This is a genomic window from Roseovarius litoreus, assembly GCF_900142765.1.
Taxonomy (GTDB): domain Bacteria; phylum Pseudomonadota; class Alphaproteobacteria; order Rhodobacterales; family Rhodobacteraceae; genus Roseovarius; species Roseovarius litoreus.
The window spans coordinates 1-20,235 of record NZ_FRCB01000008.1 but is presented as its reverse complement, the minus strand read 5'-3'; the positions used below and the strand labels follow the sequence as shown (position 1 = coordinate 20,235).

The window sequence follows — 20,235 nt, the reverse complement described above, 5'->3', positions numbered from 1 at the left end:
TAAAAGGGTCGAAAGGAAGAACAGGCGATGATCGAGATCGAAACCGTCTCAAAGCAGTTCACGTTGCACAATCAGGGCGGCGCCGTGATCCCGGTGATGGAGGGTGCCAGCCTGAGCGTGGCGCCGGGCGAATGCGTGGCGCTGACCGGCAGTTCGGGGGCGGGCAAGTCCACGCTCATGCGGATGATCTATGGCAATTACCTGGCTGCGTCGGGCCGGATCATGGTGGGCGGTGTCGATGTGGCGCGCGCCGAGCCGCGCGAGATACTTGCGCTGCGCCGCGAGACCCTTGGCTATGTCAGCCAGTTCCTGCGCGTGGTCCCGCGCGTTCCGACCATCGACGTGGTGGCAGAGCCGCTTCTGGCGCTTGGCCGCCCGCGCGAGGAGGCGATGGACCGCGCCCGCGATCTGCTGGCCCGGTTGAACATTCCCGAGCGGCTGTGGTCGCTCAGCCCCACGACCTTTTCGGGCGGCGAGCAGCAGCGGGTGAACATCGCGCGCGGTTTTGCCCATGCCTATCCCGCGCTTTTGCTGGACGAGCCGACGGCCAGCCTTGATGCCGCCAACCGCGAGACGGTGCTATGCCTGATCGAAGAGGCCAAGGCGCGGGGTGCTGCGATTGTCGGAATTTTCCACGATGTCGAGGCGCGCGCCCGCGTTTGTGACCGGGAAATCGATGTGTCCGTCTTTACGCCGAAGGCTGCATGATGACAGGGCGGCTGATCGGTGTGGTCGGCCCGTCGGGTGTCGGCAAGGACACGGTGATGACGGCATTGGCGGAGCGCTGCCCCGCTCTTGGCCTTGTGCGGCGGGTCATCACCCGGCCCGAGGATGCGGGCGGCGAGGTGTTCGAAGGTGTCACCGCGGACCGTTTCGAGGCGCTCTGCCAGGACGAGGCGTTCTGCCTGCATTGGGCCGCGCATGGTTTGCGCTATGGCATCCCGCGCGAGATCGAGGGGCGGCTGGCTGTGGGCGAGGACCTGTTGGTAAACCTGTCGCGGTCGGTGCTGCGTCAGGCGCAGACACGGTTCGCGGGCTTCGTCACCTTGCATCTGACTGCCCCGCGCAGCGTGCTGGCGGAGCGGTTGGCAGCACGAGGGCGCGAAAGCGCGCAGCAGATCGAGGTGCGGCTGGCGCGGTCGGAGTTTGCCTTGCCGGACGGATTGGAGCGGGTCATCGACGTGGCAAATGCCGGGCCGCTGGAGCAAACGCTTGAGATGATCGAGGACCAGCTTTACCCGGTGAAGGCATGACGCGAGATCAGATGGAACCGGCCTTCGGCATCCTCGCCCGCGAGGCTGAGCGCGTCGATCACGAAGGGCGCGGGCAGAAGCGGCGTGAGGACAGGGGCAAGCGCCCGGGCGGTCTGGCGGGCTTGTGCGACGGGCAATTTGCCGGTCAGGGTGATATGAAAGCGGAATTGGTCCATCACGTAAGGATAGCCCCAGGCCCGCAAGAGGGCATCCTGTTCGGGGGTCAGGCCGGCCTCGCGGCGGCGGGCCATCTCGGCCTCGGAGAGGGGCGCGCGGAAGGCATCGAAGCCGCGCACAATGTCGGCGGCCAGAGCGTTGAGCGGGCCTTCGTCCCCCAAGGGCCGCAGCGCCAGAAAGCGGCCAAGCCGCGCCAGTTCCAGCCCGTCCATCGTTACGGCGGGGCGCTGCGCGCAGAAGCTGGCCAGCGCGTCGTCCAGCATGGCTGGCGTTGCCCCCTGAGCCAGCCGGAAGGGCGGCTTCATGGTGGCGTGAAGCCCATATTTCCTTGGTGTTTCGGTGATCTGTGCGACCGGCAGGGGCAGGCCCGCGACATCCGGGTGCGCCAGCTCGTTTCCGGTGGCCATGTCCCATCCCAGCCAGGCCGAGCACACCTGACTCAGTGGCCCCGGCGCGGGGGTGTAGTAGATCGCGTATCGCCTGTAATCCATGACTTTCCCGTTTCTTTTGGCTTCACTTGTCAGCAAAGCGTAACGACCACATGACACAAGACACCATCCTCGCCAATGCCACCCTTGTCCTGCCCGACCGGACCGTGACGGGCCATGTCGTTCTGCGCGACGGGGTGATCGCGGATATCGGCACGGGCGCGGCGCTGCCCAAGGGCGCGCTGGATTGCGAGGGGGATGTCGTGGCGCCGGGGCTGATCGAGTTGCATACCGACAATCTTGAGCGGCATATCCAGCCGCGCCCCAAGGTCGACTGGCCGCATAATGCCGCGATCCTGGCCCATGATGCCGAGTTGGCGGGCACCGGGATCACCACCGTGTTCGATGCGATGCGGGTGGGATCGATCCCGAGCGGGCGGGGCAGATATATCAAATATGCGCGCGGTCTGGCCACTGAGCTGCTGGCGTTGAGGGCTGATAATGCCTTGAAAATAAGCCACTTTCTGCATCTTCGGGCCGAGGTCTGTTCCGAGACCCTGGAAGAGGAGATGGCCGAGTTCGGAGAGGCGGACCGCGTGGGCATCGTCAGCCTGATGGACCATACCCCCGGTCAGCGCCAGTTCCGGGACATCAGCAAGCTGGAAGCCTATGTGAAGGGCAAGCTGTCATTGAATGACGAGGAATTCCGCGCCCATGTCGCGCAGTTGCAGGAGCTGCGCGCGCTGCATGGGGACCGGCACGAGGCGGCGGCGGTGGCCGAGGCGAAACGCTATGGCGCGGTGCTGGCGAGCCATGACGACACCACCGAGGAGCAGGTGCGGGTGTCGGCGGGTCACGGCATCCGGGTGGCCGAATTTCCCACCACGCTCGAGGCCGCGCGCGCCTGCCATGTGCATGATATTGCTATCATAATGGGTGCGCCCAACCTGATCCGAGGGGGCTCGCATTCGGGCAATGTGGCCGCGCATGATCTGGCAAGGGCGGGGCATCTGGATATCCTGTCGTCGGATTACGTGCCCTCGGCGCTGCTTCTGGCGGCGGTCCAGCTTGGCGAGATCTGGGGGGATATGGCCCGGGGGCTGGCGACGGTCACGGCCAATCCTGCGCGCAGTGTGGGGCTGGAGGATCGGGGGGTGCTGGAGCCGGGCAAGAGGGCGGATGTGATCCGCTTCGCGATGCGCGGCGGGGTGCCGGCGCTGCGCGGGGTTTGGTCGCGGGGATCGCGCGTCGCCTGATTCGAAGGTTAACGGCCTTGTTTTCAAGGAAAACCCGCATCGGTATCGCGTCGGTATAACGTCGGTATCGCGTCGGTGCGGGGTCGGTTTGGGCCATGGGTTAATGCGCCGCGCGCCACGCAACGCCCCAAGATGTGGGATGACGCCTTGACGCGGGGTGATGCAGGCGGCGGCACCGTGACCGATAAAAATTGACCGAACACCGCGGCCCTGTAAAGCTGGCCGCGTGAACAAGTGTTTTCGTTGTGAGTGCCCATGCCAAACAAAGTCGTCTGCTGTCTTTTCAGCCTTGTCGTAATGTGCCTCGTGGCGCTTGCCCTTCCGACCACGCCCGCGCTGGCGCAACAGGTCAATGACATCGCCAAGGTCAACAGCAGTGATGGCGAGTTGAACATGCGCACGGGACCGTCGACCAAGGACCGGATCCTTCATGTGCTCAAGAATGGCGATTCTGTCCGGGTGCTGCGCATTTCGGGAAACTGGGCGCGGGTGCGGCATGCCACGAAAGGCGAAGGCTGGGTTTACATGCCGCTTCTGTCGGTGCCGGATAATCCCGCCGATGTGAGGTTCAAGGCCGCCGACAGGGCGTTTGTCTGCAATCCCAAGAGCGATGTGACCAATGTGCGCAATGGTCCGGGCGCACAGGATTTTCGCGTTATCGACAGCCTGAAGAACGGCGTGCGGGTTGCGGTGAACCGGGTGGTAACCAACAAGGACGGCTATATCTATTACGAGGTGTCATATGTCCCGGCGGGACAGACCAGACAGCGGTCGGGTTATATCTATCACAATGCGCTGAGGGATCGGTGCAACGGTGTGAGCATCGCCAATCAGACGGCGAAGCCTTCGCAGACAGCGCCCAAGCCGTCCAAGACGACACCCAAACCATCCAAGACCACATCCAAGCCCGCTTTGCCCGACAGCGTTCTGGCGCTGAAGGGCGGGAAATGCATGATCACGGTGGCTGCGCGCCAGACACCGGGCGAGGTGCTGAGTTTTTTCAAGGCCATGGATGGGTGGAGCGAGAGTTTCCGCTCGGGCAGGCAAGCGATCCTGATGCGAAATGGCTGGTATACCATCACCATCGGCACGATCGACCAACGCGAATTCGATGCGCGCGTCAAATCCGATCTTATCCGAAACGTCCGGGGCATGCCAAGGGATATCTATTGCTCGACCCTGACCCAGAGCGTGGGATTTTTTGACAAGGAGAGGTTGGAAAAAGAGCACGCCGCGAGCCTTGCAGGCACGAAAAACCTGCGCGGTGATCCCTTGCCCCCGTTGAAGCCGGAGCACCGCTTCGAGCTGAATGCGAAGGGGGAAGAAATTGTCAGAGAGGCCTATGAGGCCTTCGCCGATTTGTGGACGTCAAAACACAAGAAGGATTTGGGCAAAGGCAATTACGAGTTGTGGGAGACGACGGTCAGCATGCCGCATAAGCGCCCAAAAGGGCTGGAATGGTGTCAATTCAGGATTGATGTCAAAACCGAGATGGTCGTCAATAACTATGTCTCACGATCCACCACATCATCCTATTTCGGGAATGCCGTGGACTTGGGGCAGGAGATCGAAGGCTGGGATGAGGAAAGCCGCAAGAAACAACAAGAGATGGTAACTTACGTCCTGAACGATCTCATTCTCAAGACAACACAGCTCAAAGACAAGCGCACTCAGGCGCGCGATGGCTATACCATCGCCGGGTGCAAGGGGGCGGGGACGACCGGGTTTAAATCCTTGTTTAACCAAGCAAGGTGCGAACAGCCAAGGTTCAAGTCGTCAAACGATGACATGATCCAGAAGCGATACAAGGCCATGGGCAAATATTACATGAGTTGCGCAAATCAGGTGATGATCCAGAATCTCATGGCCGACACTCGAGAGCGCAGGGCAAAAGAGATCGAAGCGCAGTTGATCAAGGACAACCCGCTTGCCAAGGAGGCGCTGCGCGCTGCGTTCGAAAAGCAGCGTGGCGAGGCGCTGATGATCAAGGATGCCGGGCTGACGGATATCTCGGGGTTGGAGAAGATGTCGCATCTCAAGAACCTCAATCTGCAGGGCAATCGGATCACCGATATCTCGATCCTCGGGGGCTTCAAGGACCTGAGTTTTCTGAACCTGTCCGGAAACGGGATCGCAGCGGTCGATGCGCTGGCGGGTTTGACAAAGTTGACGTCACTCAACCTGAGCGACAATGCGATCACGGATGTCAGCGCGCTTGCCAAGTTGACGGGGTTGAAGGGGTTGAACCTGCGGGGCAATCCGATTGCCGATCTGGCGCCGATCCAGCATCTGATCGACGATCCGGGTGTTCAGGTTCTGCTGGACTGAGGCGTTTGAAAACTCGGCTTTGACATGGCCGGGAAGGCTTCGCATAAAGGCGGCATGACACAGGACATGCTTTTTGCCCCGCCCGAAGGTCTGGCCATTCCGGTGGCCGGTGACAGCCGTCAGTTTCCGCTGCGGCGGATCTTTTGCGTGGGGCGGAATTATGCCGCCCATGCCGCCGAGATGGGCAATGAGGTGGATCGCGAGGCGCCGTTCTATTTCACCAAGTCGGCCCATGCGCTGTGCCTTTCGGGGGCGACGATTCCCTATCCGCCGGGCACGCAGGACTGCCATTACGAGATGGAGTTCGTGGTGGCGATCGGTGCGCCGGCCTTCCGGGTGACCAAGGCCGACGCGATGCAGGCGGTCTGGGGCTATGGCTGTGGGATCGACCTGACGCGGCGCGATCTGCAGGGGGCCGCGAAGGACAAGCGCCGCCCCTGGGATCTGGGCAAGGATTTCGAGAATTCGGCGCTGATGGCGGCATTGACGCCGGCTGATGCCTTCGGAGAGATCGGCCAGCAGCGCATCACGCTGCGCCAGGATGGCGAGATCGTGCAGGACGCCAGCTTGGGCGACATGGTGTGGTCAGTGCCCGAGCTGATTGCGCATCTGTCGGGCTATTATCACCTGCTGCCCGGTGACCTGATCTATACGGGCACGCCGGCGGGTGTTGGCCCGGTGCAGCCCGGCAGTGTCCTTGTGGGCGAGATCGAGGGGCTGGAGCCGGTGCGCGTCACTATAGGCGAGGCCGAGTGAGGTGGGCAGTGTTGGGGCCGTGCTGCGGGCTTTAGCTGATCCTTTCGGTGCTCCGTGCTGCGGCGGCGTTGCGGCGCGCGTGATGGCATGTGGCCTGTGCGGGTGTCATGCCGGGCCGGACTTTTTTATCGCTTCGACATGCAGAGAGTTGCGGCAGGCTTGATCTGGATCAACGCGGCGGGCGTCATCATATGCTGAATATAGAATATATATTTGGAGCGCCCTGCAATGACCGACCCGACCCATCGCTGGCTTGAGCATTATCCCGTCACCCTGTTCACCATCGTGATGGGCATGGCCGGGCTGACCCTGGCGCTGCGCGCCGGGGAGCAGGCACTGGGCCTGACATCGGCGCTGTCGGCGGCGGTCTATGGTCTTACGCTGGCCTTGTTCGGGGTGATCGCGGCGGGCTATGGCGCCAAGGCGCTGAGGCATCCCGCAGCGGTCCGGGCGGAATGGGATCATCCCGTGAAGCTGGCGTTTTTCCCGGCGATTTCCATCGGGCTTTTGTTGCTGGCGGCGGCGACGCTGCCGTGGTCCGAGCCTGTGGCGCGGGCGATGTGGCTGCTTGGTGCGGCGTTGCAGGGTGTTCTGGCGGTTGCCGTGGTGTCGGGCTGGATCGGATCGCGGGCCTTCCTGCATGGGCATCTGTCGCCCGCGTGGTTCATTCCTGCGGTGGGCAATGTGATCGTGCCGATCGCCGGGGTCGATCTGGGTTATATCGAGCTGAGCTGGTTTTTCATGTCGGTCGGTCTGATCTTCTGGCTGATCCTGCTGACGCTGGTGATGAACCGGCTGGTGTTCCACGACCCGCTGCCCGAGCGATTGCAGCCGACGCTGGTGATCCTGATCGCGCCGCCTGCGGCCGGGTTCCTGGCCTGGGTCAAGCTGACCGGTGGGATCGATCATCTGGCGCATATCCTGCTGAATGGCGGATATTTCTTTGGCCTGATCGTCGCGGTGCAACTGCCGCGCATCCTGCGGCTGCCTTTTGCGATGTCCTTCTGGGCGCTCAGCTTTCCGGTGGCGGCGCTGACCATCGCCAGCCTGCACTATGCCCAAGTCACGGGCTCTACCGCCCATCATCTGATCGGTCTGGGCCTGCTTCTGGCTTTGACCGTGACCCTTGGCGCCTTGCTGATCCGCACCTTTCGGGCGGTCAGTTCCGGTGCCGTGTTTCAACCCGAATGACGCGCGAACGTCCAAACACCCTGTATGAAAGAGGTTTTCCAATGCGCAAGACACTGACAGCCCTCGCCCTTGCGGCGGCAACACTCACCAGCCTGCCCGCTCAGGCGGAGGAGGCGAGAAACCTGGTCACGGTGGTGACCTCGGCCGATCCGCAAACGCAGCTCATGTCGATGGTGCTGACCATGCAATCGGTGCAGCAGGGGGCCAAGGCGCAGATCCTGCTGTGTGGTCCGGCGGGGGATCTGGCGTTGAAAGAGGCCCCGGCCAGCGCCACCGCGCCGCAAAAGCCGAAAGACATGAGCCCGCAGGGTCTCATGCGGATGATCATGGACAAGACCGGCACCAAGGTCGAGGTCTGCGCGATCTACCTGCCCAACAAGGGCGTGGATGCATCGGCGCTGCTGGACGGGATCACGGCGGCGCAACCCCCCGCGATGGCGGCGGCGCTGATGGCGGAGAACACGACGGTTCTCAGCTTCTGATCGCACAGGTCTGACACGAAAAAAGCCGCCCGGTAATTCGGGCGGCTTAGCCGTGGAGTGGCGCGGCTGTTGACTTGACGTGGGCTTAGCCCAGAAGGCGGCGGGCGATGACCTGCGCCTGAATTTCGGCGGCCCCTTCGAAGATGTTGAGGATGCGGGCATCGCAGAGGATGCGGCTGATGCCGTATTCCAGCGCAAAGCCGTTGCCGCCATGGATCTGCAGGCCGTTATCGGCGGCCGACCACGCGACGCGCGCGCCAAGCAGCTTGGCCATGCCGGCTTCGAGATCGCAGCGGTTGCCATTGTCCTTTTCCCATGCGCTGAAATAGGTCAGCTGCCGGGCGACCATGATTTCCACGGCCATCATCGCCAGCTTGCCCGACACGCGCGGGAAGGCGATCAGCGATTTGCCGAATTGCTTGCGGTCGATGGCATAGCGCATGCCGACATCAAGCGCCGATTGCGCAACGCCGATGGCGCGCGCGGCGGTCTGAATGCGGGCGGATTCGAAGGTCTCCATCAGTTGCTTGAAGCCCTTGCCCTCTTCGCCGCCCAGAAGGTTCTCGCCCTTGACGTGGAAGTTGTCGAAGGCAAGCTCGTATTCCTTCATGCCGCGATAGCCCAGAACCTCGATCTCGCCGCCGGTCATGCCTTCGGTGGGGAAGGGCGCCTCGTCGGTGCCGGGGGTCTTTTCGGCCAAAAACATCGACAGGCCGCGATGATCGGTGGTGTCCGGAATGGTGCGCGCCAGCAGGGTCATGACATGGGTGCGCGCGGCATGCGTGATCCATGTCTTGTTGCCGGTGATCTTCCAATCTCCGTTTTCATCCTTGACCGCGCGGGTGCGCAGGCTTCCGAGATCCGAGCCGGTGTTGGGTTCGGTAAAGACAGCCGTCGGCAGGGTTTCGGCGCTGGCAAGGCGCGGCAACCATTTCTGTTTCTGCTCCTCGGTGCCGCCGGCGATGATCAGCTCGGCCGCGATCTCGGAGCGGGTGCCGAGAGAGCCGACGCCGATATAGCCCCGGCTGAGTTCTTCGGAGACGACGCACATGGACGCCTTGCTGAGACCGAAGCCGCCGTATTCTTCGGGGATGGTCAGGCCGAACACGCCCATTTCGGCCAGTTCCTCGATGATTTCCATCGGGATCAGTTCGTCCTTGAGGTGCCATTCATGGGCATGGGGTTCGACCTTGTCGACCGAGAAGCGGCGGAATTGTTCGCGGATCATCTCAAGCTCGTCATCAAGCCCGGAATGGCCCACGGTCAGCTCGGCGCTGCGTTCCTGCATGAGCTCGACGAGACGGGTGCGCGCGGCCTGCGTGTTGCCGGCGCGGCACAGGGTCTGGATCTCGGGGGTGTCGAGCAAGGCGATGTCGCTGTCGGTCAGGTCCAGATCGTGCAGACGGACCATTTCGCCCTGGTTCATCTGGATGCCGCCGCGCAGCTGCGAGAGGTACTCGCCGAAGGCGATCTGCTGGATCAGCTGTTCGACCTCGCCGAATTTTCCCATTTCGGTCAGGCGATTGGCCCAGTTCTGCATCTGGCGCAGCGACTCGACATAGGTGGCAAGCCACGCAAGGCCGTGGGCCGCGAACTGATGCGCCTCGACCGCGCCGCCCGAGACCCGGCCATTGACCGTGACCAGATCGCGCATCCGCGCGCGGGCCTTTTCCAGCACCGCCTCGGCCGGGGACACGGCCGCGCCGGTGAGGCTCAGAAGATCGGTCAGAATGATCGGGTTTGCCATTGCAACGTCTTGTCCATCATGTGCCATGAATCAATCCTTTTCCAGTTGGCGACCGTCCTAGCCATTTTGCAACTGCAGCGCAACTATTATACCCAAACTGCGGCGTTTTTGATCGAAAATTGCGCCTTGAATTTTGCGGGTGCGAAGCTAACGACACGTGCACAGGAAACGGTACAGAGTGTGATCCTCGAATTCGGGAGTGGCGGCGGGATCTTGCCCGTGATGGTGGGTCTGTTGGCCGGGCTGGTCAAGGGCGTTGTCGGGTTTGCCATGCCGATGGACCTGATTTCCGATTTGCGATCAATGGCTTCGCCTGATGCCGCGCTGAGGGGGTAGATCGTGACGACGCTGGTTGCGAGGCTGTGGCAAGGGGTGCGGGGCGCCGGGGCGAGGCGACGATGGGCGCGATCGCCGGGGTTTCGGTAGTTTGGGGGCGCCGAGCATGGCGATGTGAGCGGGTTTCGTACGGACCGTACCAAACCGACGCGGGTTTGGGACGAAGATCCGGGTTTTGGCCGGATTTTGTGTCCATCCCGTACGCAATCCGGGCTTTAACCCGTTTTCAACGATTTGCGGTCAAGCTCTGTCCATGTCACCGAATCCGGTGGCGCAGCTCAGGAGACATTCGGATGGTTCACAACGGGATCTGTAAGATGATGCGGTGCGCGGATGGCCCCGGCCCTGCATGACGCGCTAGGCATGCGCGCCGCGGGGCCGGGCCGATACCGGTCAGCCGAGCGCGGCTGCTTTCACGTCTTCGTCGATATATGGCACATATTGTTCGAAATTATCCGCGAACATCTGCACCAGCTTGGCGGCCTGCCGATCGTAAGAGGCCGGATCGTCCCATGTGCGGCGCGGATCGAGCAGGACCTCGGCCACACCGGGCGCTGCGACGGGAACGTCGAAGCCGAAGTTTTCGTCCTTGCGGAACTCGACCTTGTTCAGCGACCCGTCAAGGGCTGCGGTCAGCAGGGCGCGGGTGGCCTTGATCGGCATGCGCGATCCGGTGCCATAGGCGCCGCCTGTCCAGCCGGTATTCACCAGCCAGCAGGTCGCGCCGTGCTTGGCGATCTTGTCGCGCAACAGGTTGCCATAGACCTCGGGGCGGCGCGGCATGAAGGGCGCGCCGAAACAGGTGGAAAAGGTCGGCTCGGGCTCGGTCACGCCACGTTCGGTGCCGGCCACCTTGGAGGTGAAGCCGGACAGGAAGTGATACATGGCCTGCGCCGGGGTCAGACGCGCGATGGGCGGCAGCACGCCGAAGGCATCGCAGGTCAGCATGATGACGTTCTTGGGATGCCCGCCAAGCGCCGTGTCCGACGCGTTCGAGATATAGTCCAGAGGATAGGCGCAGCGCATGTTGGCGGTGAGCGAATCGTCGTCGAAATCAAGCTCGAGGGTTTCGGGATCGAACACCATGTTCTCGATCACCGTGCCGAATTTCGACGTGGTGGCGTAGATCTCGGGCTCGGCCTCGGGGTTGAGGTTGATGGTCTTGGCATAGCAGCCGCCTTCGAAATTGAAGGTGCCGCGATCGGACCAGCCATGTTCGTCATCGCCGATGAGCGTGCGCGCCGGATCGGCCGAGAGCGTGGTCTTGCCGGTGCCGCTGAGACCGAAGAAAACGGCCGTGTCGACCGGGTTGCCATCGGCATGGTTGGCCGAGCAGTGCATCGGCATGATGCCCTTCTCGGGCAGCAGGTAGTTGAGCAGGGTGAACACGGATTTCTTGTTCTCCCCGGCATATTCGGTGCCGCCGATCAGGATCATCTTGCGGTCGAAATTCATCGCGATGACGGTTTCCGAGCGGCACCCGTGCCGGGCCGGATCGGCCCGGAAGCTGGGGCAGTTGATGACGGTGAAATCGGCGGTGAAGCGATCCAGCGCGTCACGCTCGGGGCGGCGCAGCAGGTGACGGATGAAAAGGCCGTGCCAGGCCAGTTCGGTCACCATGCGCACATTGATCGCATGGGCCGGATCGGCACCGCCGACAAGATCCTGCACATAATAGTCGCCCCCCTGCATATGGGCGATCATATCGGCGTAAAGCGTATCGAACCCTTCGGGCGACATGGCGGCGTTGTTCTCCCACCAGATCGTGTCGGCCACGCTGTCGGTCTTGACGACATGCTTGTCCTTGGGCGAGCGGCCGGTGAACTTGCCGGTGGTGACCAGAAACGCGCCGCCACGACCCAGCGTGCCCTCGCCCTTCTTGAGGGCCGCTTCGATCAGCGCCGGTTCGATGAGGTTGTAATAGACATTGCCCAGCCCCGTGATGCCCTGATCCTCGAGCCGGAATTGCGGGTTGACCCGTCCAGATGTCATGTCTTTCACGCTCCTGTTCGTGATGACCGCCCGCAGGGCGGCGAAACTGTCGTGGCGCCGGGACCGGCGCCGGTGTGTCGGTGTGTACCGGCCCCCGCGCGCCTCTTAACATGACGTTTCCATGAAAGAACAGGACGGTTTCAAGCCGTTAGCGCAACCACGCGAAAGTTAGCGCAACCAGATCGACGTTGGCGCTAACAAAAGGAGGACAATACCCGGCAACCGTGGCGAAAGTGAGTCAATTTAGCCATTAGCAGGATTTTTTTGCACGAATGAGAGCGCGGAAAGGGGGCGATTCGCAGTTTAGGATTGATCGTAAAGGGCAAAACGGCTCATATTGTTGAAAAAAATACAACAAGCAGAGCAGTACAAGGACCAATCACATGTCAAAGATCGCCCTCGTGGACGATGATCGCAACATTCTGACTTCGGTCTCGATGACGCTCGAAGCGGAAGGTTTCGAGGTGGAGACGTATAATGACGGCCAACAGGCGTTCGATGCCTTCAGCAAGAAGCTGCCGGACATGGCCGTTCTGGATATCAAGATGCCCCGCATGGACGGGATGGATCTGCTGCAGCGGCTGCGTCAGAAGACGTCGATGCCGGTGATCTTCCTGACCTCCAAGGATGATGAGATCGACGAGGTTCTCGGCCTGCGCATGGGGGCTGACGACTATGTCAAGAAGCCGTTCAGCCAGCGCCTTCTGGTCGAGCGGATCCGCGCGCTGCTGCGCCGTCAGGACGCGATGGATGGCAAGATCGTCGGCGACACCGAGGAAACCAAGGTGATCGAGCGCGGACATCTGCAGATGGACCCGCTGCGCCACGCGGTCAGCTGGAAGGGCCAGGATGTGTCGCTGACCGTCACGGAATTCCTGTTGCTGCAGGCGCTGGCGCAGCGTCCGGGGTTTGTCAAAAGCCGCGATCAGCTGATGGATGTCGCCTATGACGACCAGGTCTATGTGGATGACCGCACCATCGACAGTCACATCAAGCGGCTGCGGAAGAAATTGCGGATGGTCGACCCTGACTTCTCGGCGATCGAAACGCTTTATGGTATCGGATACCGGTACAACGAGGAATAATGGCACTGGCCGAAGGCATCGACATGCGCGACCGAGGGGCGCCAAGGCGGGATGATGACGTCGTCCTGGGCGATGATTTCGTCGCCCCCGACAGCGTGGGCGATGAAGAGGTAAGGACACGGCGCGAAAGGCGGGGCTTCATCTCGCTGCGCGAGTCGTCGCTGACACGCAAGATCATCACCTTCAACCTGGTCGCGCTGAGTTTGCTGCTGGCGGGGGTGCTGTTCCTGAACTCATCGCGCGACAGTCTGGCGCTGCAGCGCGCGGGCAGCATGGTGAGCGAGGTCGAGCTTGTCGCCGATGTGTTCGAGGCGCAACTGCCCAGCACCGCCCCGGTCAACCTGATGACCGGCGACGGGATCGATGTGATCGGCACGATCGAAGGGCTGGATATTCAGCGCGGCGTCGAGGTCTTTGTGTTCGACAGCACCGGCGCGCTGGCCGGTCGCGGCGAGGGGGACCGGGCGCCGGCGCTCTCGGGGGGCAGCCAGCAACGCACGTTCATCACCGATCTGCTGAGCCGCGTCTGGGGGCTGGTGTCGGCGCCATTCGATGCCGTGCTGACCGACACGCCCGAGACCACCCTGCTCGAAACCGTGAGCGCGCTGGTCGGCCCGACGCTGCAGGGCGCGCCGCAATCGCTGTCGAGCGACGTCGGCGGGCGCACCGTTTTTGCCGCGGCCACTCCGATCATCCGGAACGGTGAGGCGGTGGGCGCGGTGGCGATGGTCAATGCCAGCGGCGAGATCGATCAACTGGTGCGCGCCGAGCATGAATGGGTGCTGCGCATGTTCCTGATCGCGACGGCGGTGTCTGTGGGGCTGAGCCTGATCCTGGCCTCGACGATCGCGAACCCGCTGTCGGATCTGGCCGCCGCCGCGGAAATCGGCGGGGACCGCAACAGAGGCAAGGGCGGCGGGCGCATCCGCATCCCCGATCTGACCGCGCGGCCCGACGAGATCGGGCGCCTGTCGGGGGCGCTGCGCGGCATGGTCGCGGCACTCTATCACCGGATCGACAGCAACGAACAATTCGCCGCCGACGTGGCGCATGAGATCAAGAACCCGCTGGCCAGCCTGCGCTCGGCGGTGGGCACGATGCGGGTGGCCAAGCGCCCGGATCAGCGCGAAAAGCTGCTGGAGGTGATCGAACATGACGTGCGCCGCCTCGACCGGCTGGTGAGCGACATTTCGAACGCCTCGCGGCTGGACAGCGAGCTGGTCAAGGAAGAGCAAGAGCCGTTCGACCTTTTGGCGATGCTGCGCAATCTGGGCGATTATCTTGGCGAAGAGGCCGAGAAGAAGGGGGTCGAGTTCATCACCGATTTCCCCAACGAGCCGATTGTCTTCGTCGGTCTGGAGGGGCGGCTGGCGCAGGTTTTCGTCAATCTGATCACCAACGCGATCAGCTTTTGCGAGGATGGGGACGCGATCCGGCTGTGGGTGCGCAAGCGCGACAACCGGGTTCTGGTGGTGGTCGAGGATACCGGCCCCGGCATTCCGGATCAGGCGCTGACGAAGATTTTCAAACGCTTCTATTCGCAACGCGCGGAAAATGATTTCGGCAACAATTCGGGGCTTGGCCTGTCGATCTCGAAGCAGATCGTCGAGGCGCATGACGGGGTGATCTGGGCCGAGAACATCCGCCCGACCGATGCCGATCCGACGTCGGATCCGCTGGGCGCACGCTTTGTCGTGGGCCTGCCGGTCTGATCCATGACATCGGGGCAGGGCGGCGACGCGCATCCCAGTGAGCCCACAGCGGAGGAAGACGACGCTACATGCCTGCATGCCAGCACGGTGGCCGTGAACGGCCGCGCGGTGTTGATCCGGGGGGCGTCGGGCAGCGGCAAATCGGGTCTGGCGCTGCAGCTGATTGCGCTCGGCGCCGATCTTGTGGCCGATGACCGCACGCTGATCCGGCGCGATGGCGCGCAGGTGAGTGCCGATGCGCCCCGAGCGATCCGGGGACGGATCGAGGCGCGGGGCATGGGGCTGCTCAACTGTCCGGCAAAAGGACCGGCGTATGTGGTGCTGATCGTGGACATGGACCGTGAGGAAGAGGCGCGTCTGCCGCCGCCGCGGCGCGAGGATCTGCTGGGTGTGAGCTTGCCCGTGACAAGAAAAAACACCTGCGCCCATTTTCCCGCGGCGATCATGACTTATCTACGACACGGACGCAGCGACTGACGGACCACGCGCAGATGCCCGAGACGGCAGACCCCATAGCTTCCCGGCTGGTGCTGGTGACCGGTCCTTCGGGGGCGGGCCGAAGCACTGCGATCCGCGCGCTGGAGGATATGGGATATGAGGCGATCGACAATCTGCCGCTGTCTCTCTTGCCGAGGCTTGTGCCGGGCGCCGGGGTCGAGAAGCCGTTGGCGCTTGGCATCGACGCGCGCAACCGTGATTTTTCGACGACGGCGCTGATCGAGGCGGTGGACCGCATGGAGGCGCCGGGCGGCGCGCCGGTGCAGCTTTTGTACGTGGATTGCGACGCCGAGGTTCTGTTGCGCCGGTTTTCGGAAACGCGCCGCCGGCATCCGCTGGCACCTGCCGAAAGCCCCGGTGTGGGGATCGCGCGGGAATTCGATCTTCTCAAGCCGATCCGCGCCAGGGCCGATATCCTGATCGATACGTCCGAGCTGTCGCCGCATGATCTGCGGGCGGAGTTGGAGCAATGGTTCGCGCCGCAAGGGCAAAGCCGGCTGGCGGTGTCGGTGCACTCGTTTTCCTACAAGCGCGGCGTGCCGCGGGGGCTCGACATGGTTCTGGATTGCCGGTTCCTGCGCAATCCCTATTGGGACGAGGCGCTGCGCACGCTCGACGGGCGGGACATGCGGGTGTCGGGCTACGTGGCGCAGGACCCGCGTTTCGCGGCGTTTCGCGACAAGGTGGTGGATCTGGTACAGCTTCTGCTGCCGGCCTATGAGGCGGAGGGCAAGGCCTATCTTGCGATCGGGTTCGGCTGCACGGGCGGCCAGCATCGCAGCGTGGCCATGGCAGAAACTTTGGCGGCGGCCCTTGCGAAGGGGGGCTGGCCGGTGTCAATAAGGCATCGCGAACTGGAACGGCGAGGGGCGACCGAGGCGCCGCGCATCGGCGCGCAACACATGGGTGATGCGGACGACCAACAGGGAGAGAGACTGCGTTGATCGGTATCGTGATCGTGGCGCATGGCGGCCTGGCCCGGGAATATCTGCGGGCCATCGAGCATGTGGTGGGCGCACAGACCGGCATTGTGGCCATCACGATGGAGGATGACAGCAACCGCGCCGAGAAACAGGCCGAAATCTGCGCCGCCGCCGATGCGGTGGATCGCGGAGACGGTGTCTTGATCGTGACCGATCTGTTCGGCGGCTCTCCATCGAACCTGTCGCTCAAGGCGTGCCAGCCCGCGGACAGGCGGATTCTCTATGGGGCCAACTTGCCGATGCTCATCAAGCTGGCCAAGAGCCGGAACATGCCGGTGCACGAGGCCGCGCGATCCGCGCTTGACGCGGGGCGCAAATACATAGACAGCCATGCCGGGTCGAGTGAAAAGGCAGACGGGTAGAAGACATATGGCCGACACGATCACGCGTCATCTGGAGATCATCAATGAAAAGGGCCTGCATGCGCGCGCCGCGGCACGGCTGGTGGAAGTGGTCGAGGGATTCGACGCGCGCGCCGAGGTGTCGATGGACGGGCAGACGGCGGGCGGAGACAGCATAATGGGGCTTTTGATGTTGGCAGCGTCGAAAGGAACCACTATTGACGTGCAAACCTCGGGACCGGATGCCGAGGCGCTGGCCGATGCGGTGCAGGCGCTTGTGGCGAACCGGTTCGGCGAGGATATGTGAACCAACAGCGCAGATATGCGCGACGGGACGGGACGACGCCACGTGGTAGAACACGTTGAGGACCATGCGCCGGGGCAGGATGACGAGACGGTAAACTTCACGAAGTATGACCGTCGGAGCCTCACCTATGCCAATTCGTTCGACAAGCCCGGGACGGCGTTGACCATACGGGCGATCGAATGGTTTACCGGAAAACTGACGATCCTCAAGATGATCCGCGAATTCGAAAGACGCGGCGCGCCCACGGGCCAGCCCTTTTGGCGCGCGGCGCTGGATACGATGGGGATCGACCTTCTGACGCCTGACGCCGAGCTGATGAATATTCCCAGTGAGGGGCCGGTGGTGGCGGTGGCCAACCATCCGCACGGGCTGGTGGATGGGATGATCCTTGCCGATCTGATCGGGCGGCGTCGCACGGATTACAAGATCCTGACGCGGGCGCTTTTGACCGGGATCGACGAGGTGGCGGCCTCGTACATGATCGCGGTGCCGTTTCCGCATGAGCCCGATGCGCAGCGCAAGAGCGTGGAGATGCGCGCCAAGGCGATGGCGCATCTCAAGGAGGGCGGGCTGATCAGCGTTTTCCCGTCGGGTGTGGTGGCATCAAGCGACACGATGTTCGGACCGGTGATCGAGCGGGAATGGAACGTGTTCACGGCGCAGATGATCCGGCGTTCTGGTGCGACGGTGGTGCCGATCTATTTTCCGGGGGCCAATTCGCGCTGGTACCAGATGGCCAACCGGATATCGGCGACCTTGCGGCAGGGCTTGCTCTTGCACGAGGTCGTGCACAGCTGCAACAAGCCGCAGCGCCCGGTGGTCGGCGCGCCGATCAGTGCGGAGCGGATGAAGATGCTCGACAGTGATCCGCGCGGCTTCATGGCGTGGCTGCGCGAGCATACGCTGGCGCTTGGCAATGATGTGACCGAGCGCTGAGGGCGCAAATTTTCTGCGAAAATTTGGGACCTGCGGTGTCGGGGTCTTCGGGGGACATTTCCTGCGCTCGCGGGGGAAGAATTTTCTGCGAAAATTCATGACGGGCAGAAGTGAATTTTTCGTGAAAAATCATGCAAGGCTGCCGTCGAAACGCGGCGCCTGATCCATGTGTCAGTCCGGGGCGCTGAAGCGGACTGTGGCGCTTGCCCGATCCGCGTCGCGGCTCACCGCGTCGGGACCGGCACCTCGCCGCGATAATCATAAAAGCCCCGTCCCGTCTTGCGGCCCAGCCAACCGGCTTCGACATATTTCGTCAGCAGCGGGCAGGGGCGATACTTGGTATCCGCCAGCCCGTCATGCAGCACGTTCATGATCGCCAGACAGGTGTCCAGGCCGATGAAATCCGCGAGTTCCAGCGGCCCCATCGGATGATTGGCCCCCAGCTTCATGGACTGGTCGATCGACTGCACGTTTCCGACGCCTTCATAGAGCGTATACACCGCCTCGTTGATCATCGGCATCAGGATCCGGTTGACGATGAAGGCAGGAAAATCCTCGGCCGAGGCGGCGGTCTTGCCCAGTTTCTCGACCACAGCCAGGCAGGCATCATAGGTCGGCTTGTCTGTGGCGATGCCGCGAATGAGCTCGACCAGTTGCATGACCGGCACCGGGTTCATGAAGTGAAACCCCATGAATTTCTCGGGCCGGTCGGTGCGGCTGGCCAGCCGGGTGATCGAGATCGACGAGGTGTTCGAGGTCAGGATCGTATGCGGCTGAAGATGCGGCAGCAATTCATCGAAAATCGCCTGCTTGACGGTTTCACGCTCGGTCGCGGCTTCGATCACCAGATCCGTGGCGCCGAGGTCGGTGAGCGTGAGGGTGGGCGTGATGCGCGCCAGGGCGCTGTCCATCGCGTCCTGGGTTATCTTGCCGCGGCTGACCTGGCGTTCCATGTTGCGGGTCATGGTCGCGATGGCCTTGTCCAGCATGTCCTGGCTGATGTCGTTGAGCATCACCTCGAACCCGGCGAGGGACATGACATGCGCAATGCCGTTGCCCATCTGGCCTGCGCCGACCACGCCGATTTTCCGGATCTCCATTGTCGCACCTTTCCTGTCCACGCCGCCACAATAGGCCCGCAGGGGCGCAAGCCGCAAGGGCTGCTGATCGCTAAAATTCCCGGCGAATTGGCGCGTTAGCAGTTTGTCAACGCGGTGGCGTCATCCTGGCCCCGGGTGAGTTGGAATCGGTGGGAAAAGATGAATCACGACACAGCGAAGGGGCCAGCGCCCCTTGATTATGAGCCGTGCGGTTATGCCGGATCGAACCTGGTGTTCCGGGGGCCACGGCAATGCCTTGCGACAGACTATGTCGCCTTTCTGGGCGGATCGGAAACCTATGGCCGGTTCATCCGGCGACCGTTTCCCGCGTTGGTGGAGGACGCGCTGGGCATGGCTTGTGTGAATTTCGGCTGGCCCAATGCCGGGCCGGATGTGATGCTGGGCGATCCGGGGCTGGAGCGGCATGTGGCGCGCGCGCGTGCGGTGGTGCTGCAGGTGCCGGGGGCGCTGAACCTGTCCAACAGGTTCTACCGGGTGCATCCGCGCCGGAATGACCGGTTTCTGAGGGCCATGCGGCCGATGCAAAGCCTGTTTCCGGATGTGGATTTCACCGAATACGCGTTCACGCGGCATTTGTTGAAAAGCCTGCAAGGCATGGCGCCGGAACGCTTCGATCTGGTGCGCGACGAGCTGCGCACGGCCTGGGTCGAGAGGATGATCGACCTTGTCCACCGGATCGGCCCGCCGGTCATCCTGCTGTGGTTCGCGGCCCGCCTGCCCGAGCGCGGCGCGCAGCGGCCTGATGTGACGTATGATCCGGCCTTCGTGACGCGCGCGATGCTGGATGGGGTGGCGCCGCATGCGGCGCGGTTTGTCGAGGTGACGACAAGTGCAGCCGCGCAGAAGATGGGCACCCGCGGGATGATTTTCACCCCGGAGGAGGCCGAGGCCGCGCGCTGTCTGCCGGGGCCGGCGGCCCATGAGGAGGCGGCGCTTGGGCTTCTGCCGGTCTTGCGCGAGGTGCTGGACATGGGCGAGAGCACAGATGCGCAGCACGTCGTGGCGCGATAAGGGCTCAATAACAAAGGCCCACCGGAGCGGCGGGCCTTTGGGAGTGGTTCATTCGGAGAAGGACGGATCAGCCGAGCTTTTCGGTCAGTTCCGGCACCGCCGCGAAGAGATCGGCCACAAGGCCGTAATCGGCAACCTGGAAGATCGGGGCCTCTTCGTCCTTGTTGATCGCGACGATGATCTTGGAGTCCTTCATGCCTGCGAGGTGCTGAATCGCGCCCGAGATGCCGACGGCGATGTAAAGCTCGGGCGCCACCACCTTGCCGGTCTGGCCCACCTGCCAGTCATTCGGGGC

At 63.0% G+C, this 20,235-nt stretch carries 21 protein-coding genes; 16 read left to right on the top strand and 5 right to left on the bottom strand.

Going from position 1 to position 20,235, the window contains the following annotated elements; genetic code table 11:
• Window positions 1-27: 27 nt before the first annotated feature.
• Both phnL and phnN read left to right on the top strand, forming a co-directional pair.
• Window positions 28-708, top strand: a complete 681-nt coding sequence (gene phnL / locus F3H35_RS14455; protein ID WP_149780261.1) for a phosphonate C-P lyase system protein PhnL — start codon at window positions 28-30, stop codon at window positions 706-708.
• Window positions 708-1,253, top strand: coding sequence for a phosphonate metabolism protein/1,5-bisphosphokinase (PRPP-forming) PhnN (gene phnN, locus F3H35_RS14450; protein ID WP_149780401.1), 546 nt, complete (start codon window positions 708-710; stop codon window positions 1,251-1,253). Before phnL ends, phnN begins: the two co-directional genes overlap by 1 nt.
• On the opposite strand, the gene F3H35_RS14445 is transcribed toward phnN, so the two are convergent.
• Window positions 1,235-1,921: a DUF1045 domain-containing protein gene (locus tag F3H35_RS14445; RefSeq protein ID WP_149780260.1), complete on the bottom strand. Its 687-nt coding sequence runs from the start codon at window positions 1,919-1,921 to the stop codon at window positions 1,235-1,237. The two genes, phnN and F3H35_RS14445, sit on opposite strands and share 19 nt — an antisense overlap.
• A gap of 50 nt (window positions 1,922-1,971) precedes the next feature.
• Between F3H35_RS14445 and F3H35_RS14440 the strand changes: the two genes are divergently transcribed.
• The 5 genes from F3H35_RS14440 to F3H35_RS14420 all read left to right on the top strand — a co-directional run bounded on the left by F3H35_RS14440 (window position 1,972) and on the right by F3H35_RS14420 (window position 7,871).
• Window positions 1,972-3,114 (top strand): alpha-D-ribose 1-methylphosphonate 5-triphosphate diphosphatase, encoded by a 1,143-nt coding sequence (locus tag F3H35_RS14440; RefSeq protein ID WP_149780259.1) that lies wholly within the window; start codon window positions 1,972-1,974, stop codon window positions 3,112-3,114.
• A gap of 255 nt (window positions 3,115-3,369) precedes the next feature.
• Complete coding sequence (locus F3H35_RS14435; protein ID WP_149780258.1) at window positions 3,370-5,442, top strand: leucine-rich repeat domain-containing protein; 2,073 nt, start codon at window positions 3,370-3,372, stop codon at window positions 5,440-5,442.
• A 54-nt stretch (window positions 5,443-5,496) separates the two neighbouring features.
• Complete coding sequence (locus F3H35_RS14430; RefSeq protein WP_149780257.1) at window positions 5,497-6,198, top strand: fumarylacetoacetate hydrolase family protein; 702 nt, start codon at window positions 5,497-5,499, stop codon at window positions 6,196-6,198.
• A gap of 228 nt (window positions 6,199-6,426) precedes the next feature.
• Complete coding sequence (locus F3H35_RS14425; protein WP_149780256.1) at window positions 6,427-7,389, top strand: SLAC1 anion channel family protein; 963 nt, start codon at window positions 6,427-6,429, stop codon at window positions 7,387-7,389.
• A gap of 41 nt (window positions 7,390-7,430) precedes the next feature.
• The gene (locus F3H35_RS14420) at window positions 7,431-7,871 is read left to right on the top strand and encodes a hypothetical protein (protein ID WP_149780255.1); all 441 of its coding nucleotides are present in this window, start codon (window positions 7,431-7,433) and stop codon (window positions 7,869-7,871) included.
• Window positions 7,872-7,956: 85 nt separating this feature from the next.
• On the opposite strand, the gene F3H35_RS14415 is transcribed toward F3H35_RS14420, so the two are convergent.
• Complete coding sequence (locus tag F3H35_RS14415; RefSeq protein ID WP_149780254.1) at window positions 7,957-9,645, bottom strand: acyl-CoA dehydrogenase family protein; 1,689 nt, start codon at window positions 9,643-9,645, stop codon at window positions 7,957-7,959.
• Window positions 9,646-9,663: 18 nt separating this feature from the next.
• Between F3H35_RS14415 and F3H35_RS18905 the strand changes: the two genes are divergently transcribed.
• Entirely contained in the window at window positions 9,664-9,954 is a 291-nt protein-coding gene (locus tag F3H35_RS18905; RefSeq protein ID WP_188129983.1) for a hypothetical protein, read from the top strand.
• A gap of 393 nt (window positions 9,955-10,347) precedes the next feature.
• On the opposite strand, the gene F3H35_RS14405 is transcribed toward F3H35_RS18905, so the two are convergent.
• Window positions 10,348-11,946, bottom strand: coding sequence for a phosphoenolpyruvate carboxykinase (locus F3H35_RS14405; protein WP_149780253.1), 1,599 nt, complete (start codon window positions 11,944-11,946; stop codon window positions 10,348-10,350).
• 383 nt (window positions 11,947-12,329) lie between these two features.
• Between F3H35_RS14405 and F3H35_RS14400 the strand changes: the two genes are divergently transcribed.
• The 7 genes from F3H35_RS14400 to F3H35_RS14370 are packed head-to-tail and all read left to right on the top strand — an operon-like array spanning window position 12,330 to window position 17,808.
• Entirely contained in the window at window positions 12,330-13,031 is a 702-nt protein-coding gene (locus F3H35_RS14400; RefSeq protein ID WP_007812899.1) for a response regulator transcription factor, read from the top strand.
• Window positions 13,031-14,743, top strand: a complete 1,713-nt coding sequence (locus F3H35_RS14395) for a sensor histidine kinase (RefSeq protein ID WP_149780252.1) — start codon at window positions 13,031-13,033, stop codon at window positions 14,741-14,743. The genes F3H35_RS14400 and F3H35_RS14395 overlap by 1 nt, the downstream gene beginning before the upstream one ends.
• Window positions 14,744-14,746: 3 nt before the next feature.
• Complete coding sequence (locus F3H35_RS14390; protein ID WP_149780251.1) at window positions 14,747-15,220, top strand: HPr kinase/phosphorylase; 474 nt, start codon at window positions 14,747-14,749, stop codon at window positions 15,218-15,220.
• Window positions 15,221-15,234: 14 nt separating this feature from the next.
• Window positions 15,235-16,185: an RNase adapter RapZ gene (gene rapZ, locus F3H35_RS14385; RefSeq protein WP_149780250.1), complete on the top strand. Its 951-nt coding sequence runs from the start codon at window positions 15,235-15,237 to the stop codon at window positions 16,183-16,185.
• Window positions 16,182-16,586 (top strand): PTS sugar transporter subunit IIA, encoded by a 405-nt coding sequence (locus F3H35_RS14380; protein ID WP_149780249.1) that lies wholly within the window; start codon window positions 16,182-16,184, stop codon window positions 16,584-16,586. Before rapZ ends, F3H35_RS14380 begins: the two co-directional genes overlap by 4 nt.
• Before the next feature lie 7 nt (window positions 16,587-16,593).
• Complete coding sequence (locus F3H35_RS14375; protein WP_149780248.1) at window positions 16,594-16,872, top strand: HPr family phosphocarrier protein; 279 nt, start codon at window positions 16,594-16,596, stop codon at window positions 16,870-16,872.
• 15 nt (window positions 16,873-16,887) lie between these two features.
• Window positions 16,888-17,808, top strand: a complete 921-nt coding sequence (locus F3H35_RS14370; RefSeq protein WP_223228426.1) for a lysophospholipid acyltransferase family protein — start codon at window positions 16,888-16,890, stop codon at window positions 17,806-17,808.
• Window positions 17,809-18,032: 224 nt separating this feature from the next.
• Here F3H35_RS14370 and F3H35_RS14365 read toward each other — a convergent pair whose 3' ends face one another.
• Window positions 18,033-18,908, bottom strand: a complete 876-nt coding sequence (locus tag F3H35_RS14365; RefSeq protein WP_149780246.1) for a 3-hydroxybutyryl-CoA dehydrogenase — start codon at window positions 18,906-18,908, stop codon at window positions 18,033-18,035.
• Between the two features lie 159 nt (window positions 18,909-19,067).
• On the opposite strand from F3H35_RS14365, the gene F3H35_RS14360 reads away from it, so the two are divergent.
• On the top strand, window positions 19,068-19,940 hold the full coding sequence (locus tag F3H35_RS14360; protein ID WP_149780245.1) for a DUF6473 family protein: 873 nt from the start codon (window positions 19,068-19,070) through the stop codon (window positions 19,938-19,940).
• A gap of 67 nt (window positions 19,941-20,007) precedes the next feature.
• Here the strand turns inward: F3H35_RS14360 and F3H35_RS14355 are convergent.
• Window positions 20,008-20,235 (bottom strand): electron transfer flavoprotein subunit alpha/FixB family protein (locus F3H35_RS14355; protein WP_223228425.1); only part of this gene is annotated, 228 nt, incomplete at its 5' end.

Bases quoted from the DNA above. Each gene is read 5' to 3' on its own strand.
- phnL (WP_149780261.1), top strand. From the start codon at position 28: ATGATCGAGATCGAAACCGTCTCAAAGCAGTTCACGTTGCACAATCAG.
- phnN (WP_149780401.1), top strand. From the start codon at position 708: ATGACAGGGCGGCTGATCGGTGTGGTCGGCCCGTCGGGTGTCGGCAAG.
- F3H35_RS14445 (WP_149780260.1), bottom strand. From the start codon at position 1,921: ATGGATTACAGGCGATACGCGATCTACTACACCCCCGCGCCGGGGCCA.
- F3H35_RS14440 (WP_149780259.1), top strand. From the start codon at position 1,972: ATGACACAAGACACCATCCTCGCCAATGCCACCCTTGTCCTGCCCGAC.
- F3H35_RS14435 (WP_149780258.1), top strand. From the start codon at position 3,370: ATGCCAAACAAAGTCGTCTGCTGTCTTTTCAGCCTTGTCGTAATGTGC.
- F3H35_RS14430 (WP_149780257.1), top strand. From the start codon at position 5,497: ATGACACAGGACATGCTTTTTGCCCCGCCCGAAGGTCTGGCCATTCCG.
- F3H35_RS14425 (WP_149780256.1), top strand. From the start codon at position 6,427: ATGACCGACCCGACCCATCGCTGGCTTGAGCATTATCCCGTCACCCTG.
- F3H35_RS14420 (WP_149780255.1), top strand. From the start codon at position 7,431: ATGCGCAAGACACTGACAGCCCTCGCCCTTGCGGCGGCAACACTCACC.
- F3H35_RS14415 (WP_149780254.1), bottom strand. From the start codon at position 9,645: ATGGCACATGATGGACAAGACGTTGCAATGGCAAACCCGATCATTCTG.
- F3H35_RS14405 (WP_149780253.1), bottom strand. From the start codon at position 11,946: ATGACATCTGGACGGGTCAACCCGCAATTCCGGCTCGAGGATCAGGGC.
- F3H35_RS14400 (WP_007812899.1), top strand. From the start codon at position 12,330: ATGTCAAAGATCGCCCTCGTGGACGATGATCGCAACATTCTGACTTCG.
- F3H35_RS14395 (WP_149780252.1), top strand. From the start codon at position 13,031: ATGGCACTGGCCGAAGGCATCGACATGCGCGACCGAGGGGCGCCAAGG.
- F3H35_RS14390 (WP_149780251.1), top strand. From the start codon at position 14,747: ATGACATCGGGGCAGGGCGGCGACGCGCATCCCAGTGAGCCCACAGCG.
- rapZ (WP_149780250.1), top strand. From the start codon at position 15,235: ATGCCCGAGACGGCAGACCCCATAGCTTCCCGGCTGGTGCTGGTGACC.
- F3H35_RS14375 (WP_149780248.1), top strand. From the start codon at position 16,594: ATGGCCGACACGATCACGCGTCATCTGGAGATCATCAATGAAAAGGGC.
- F3H35_RS14370 (WP_223228426.1), top strand. From the start codon at position 16,888: ATGCGCGACGGGACGGGACGACGCCACGTGGTAGAACACGTTGAGGAC.
- F3H35_RS14365 (WP_149780246.1), bottom strand. From the start codon at position 18,908: ATGGAGATCCGGAAAATCGGCGTGGTCGGCGCAGGCCAGATGGGCAAC.
- F3H35_RS14360 (WP_149780245.1), top strand. From the start codon at position 19,068: ATGAATCACGACACAGCGAAGGGGCCAGCGCCCCTTGATTATGAGCCG.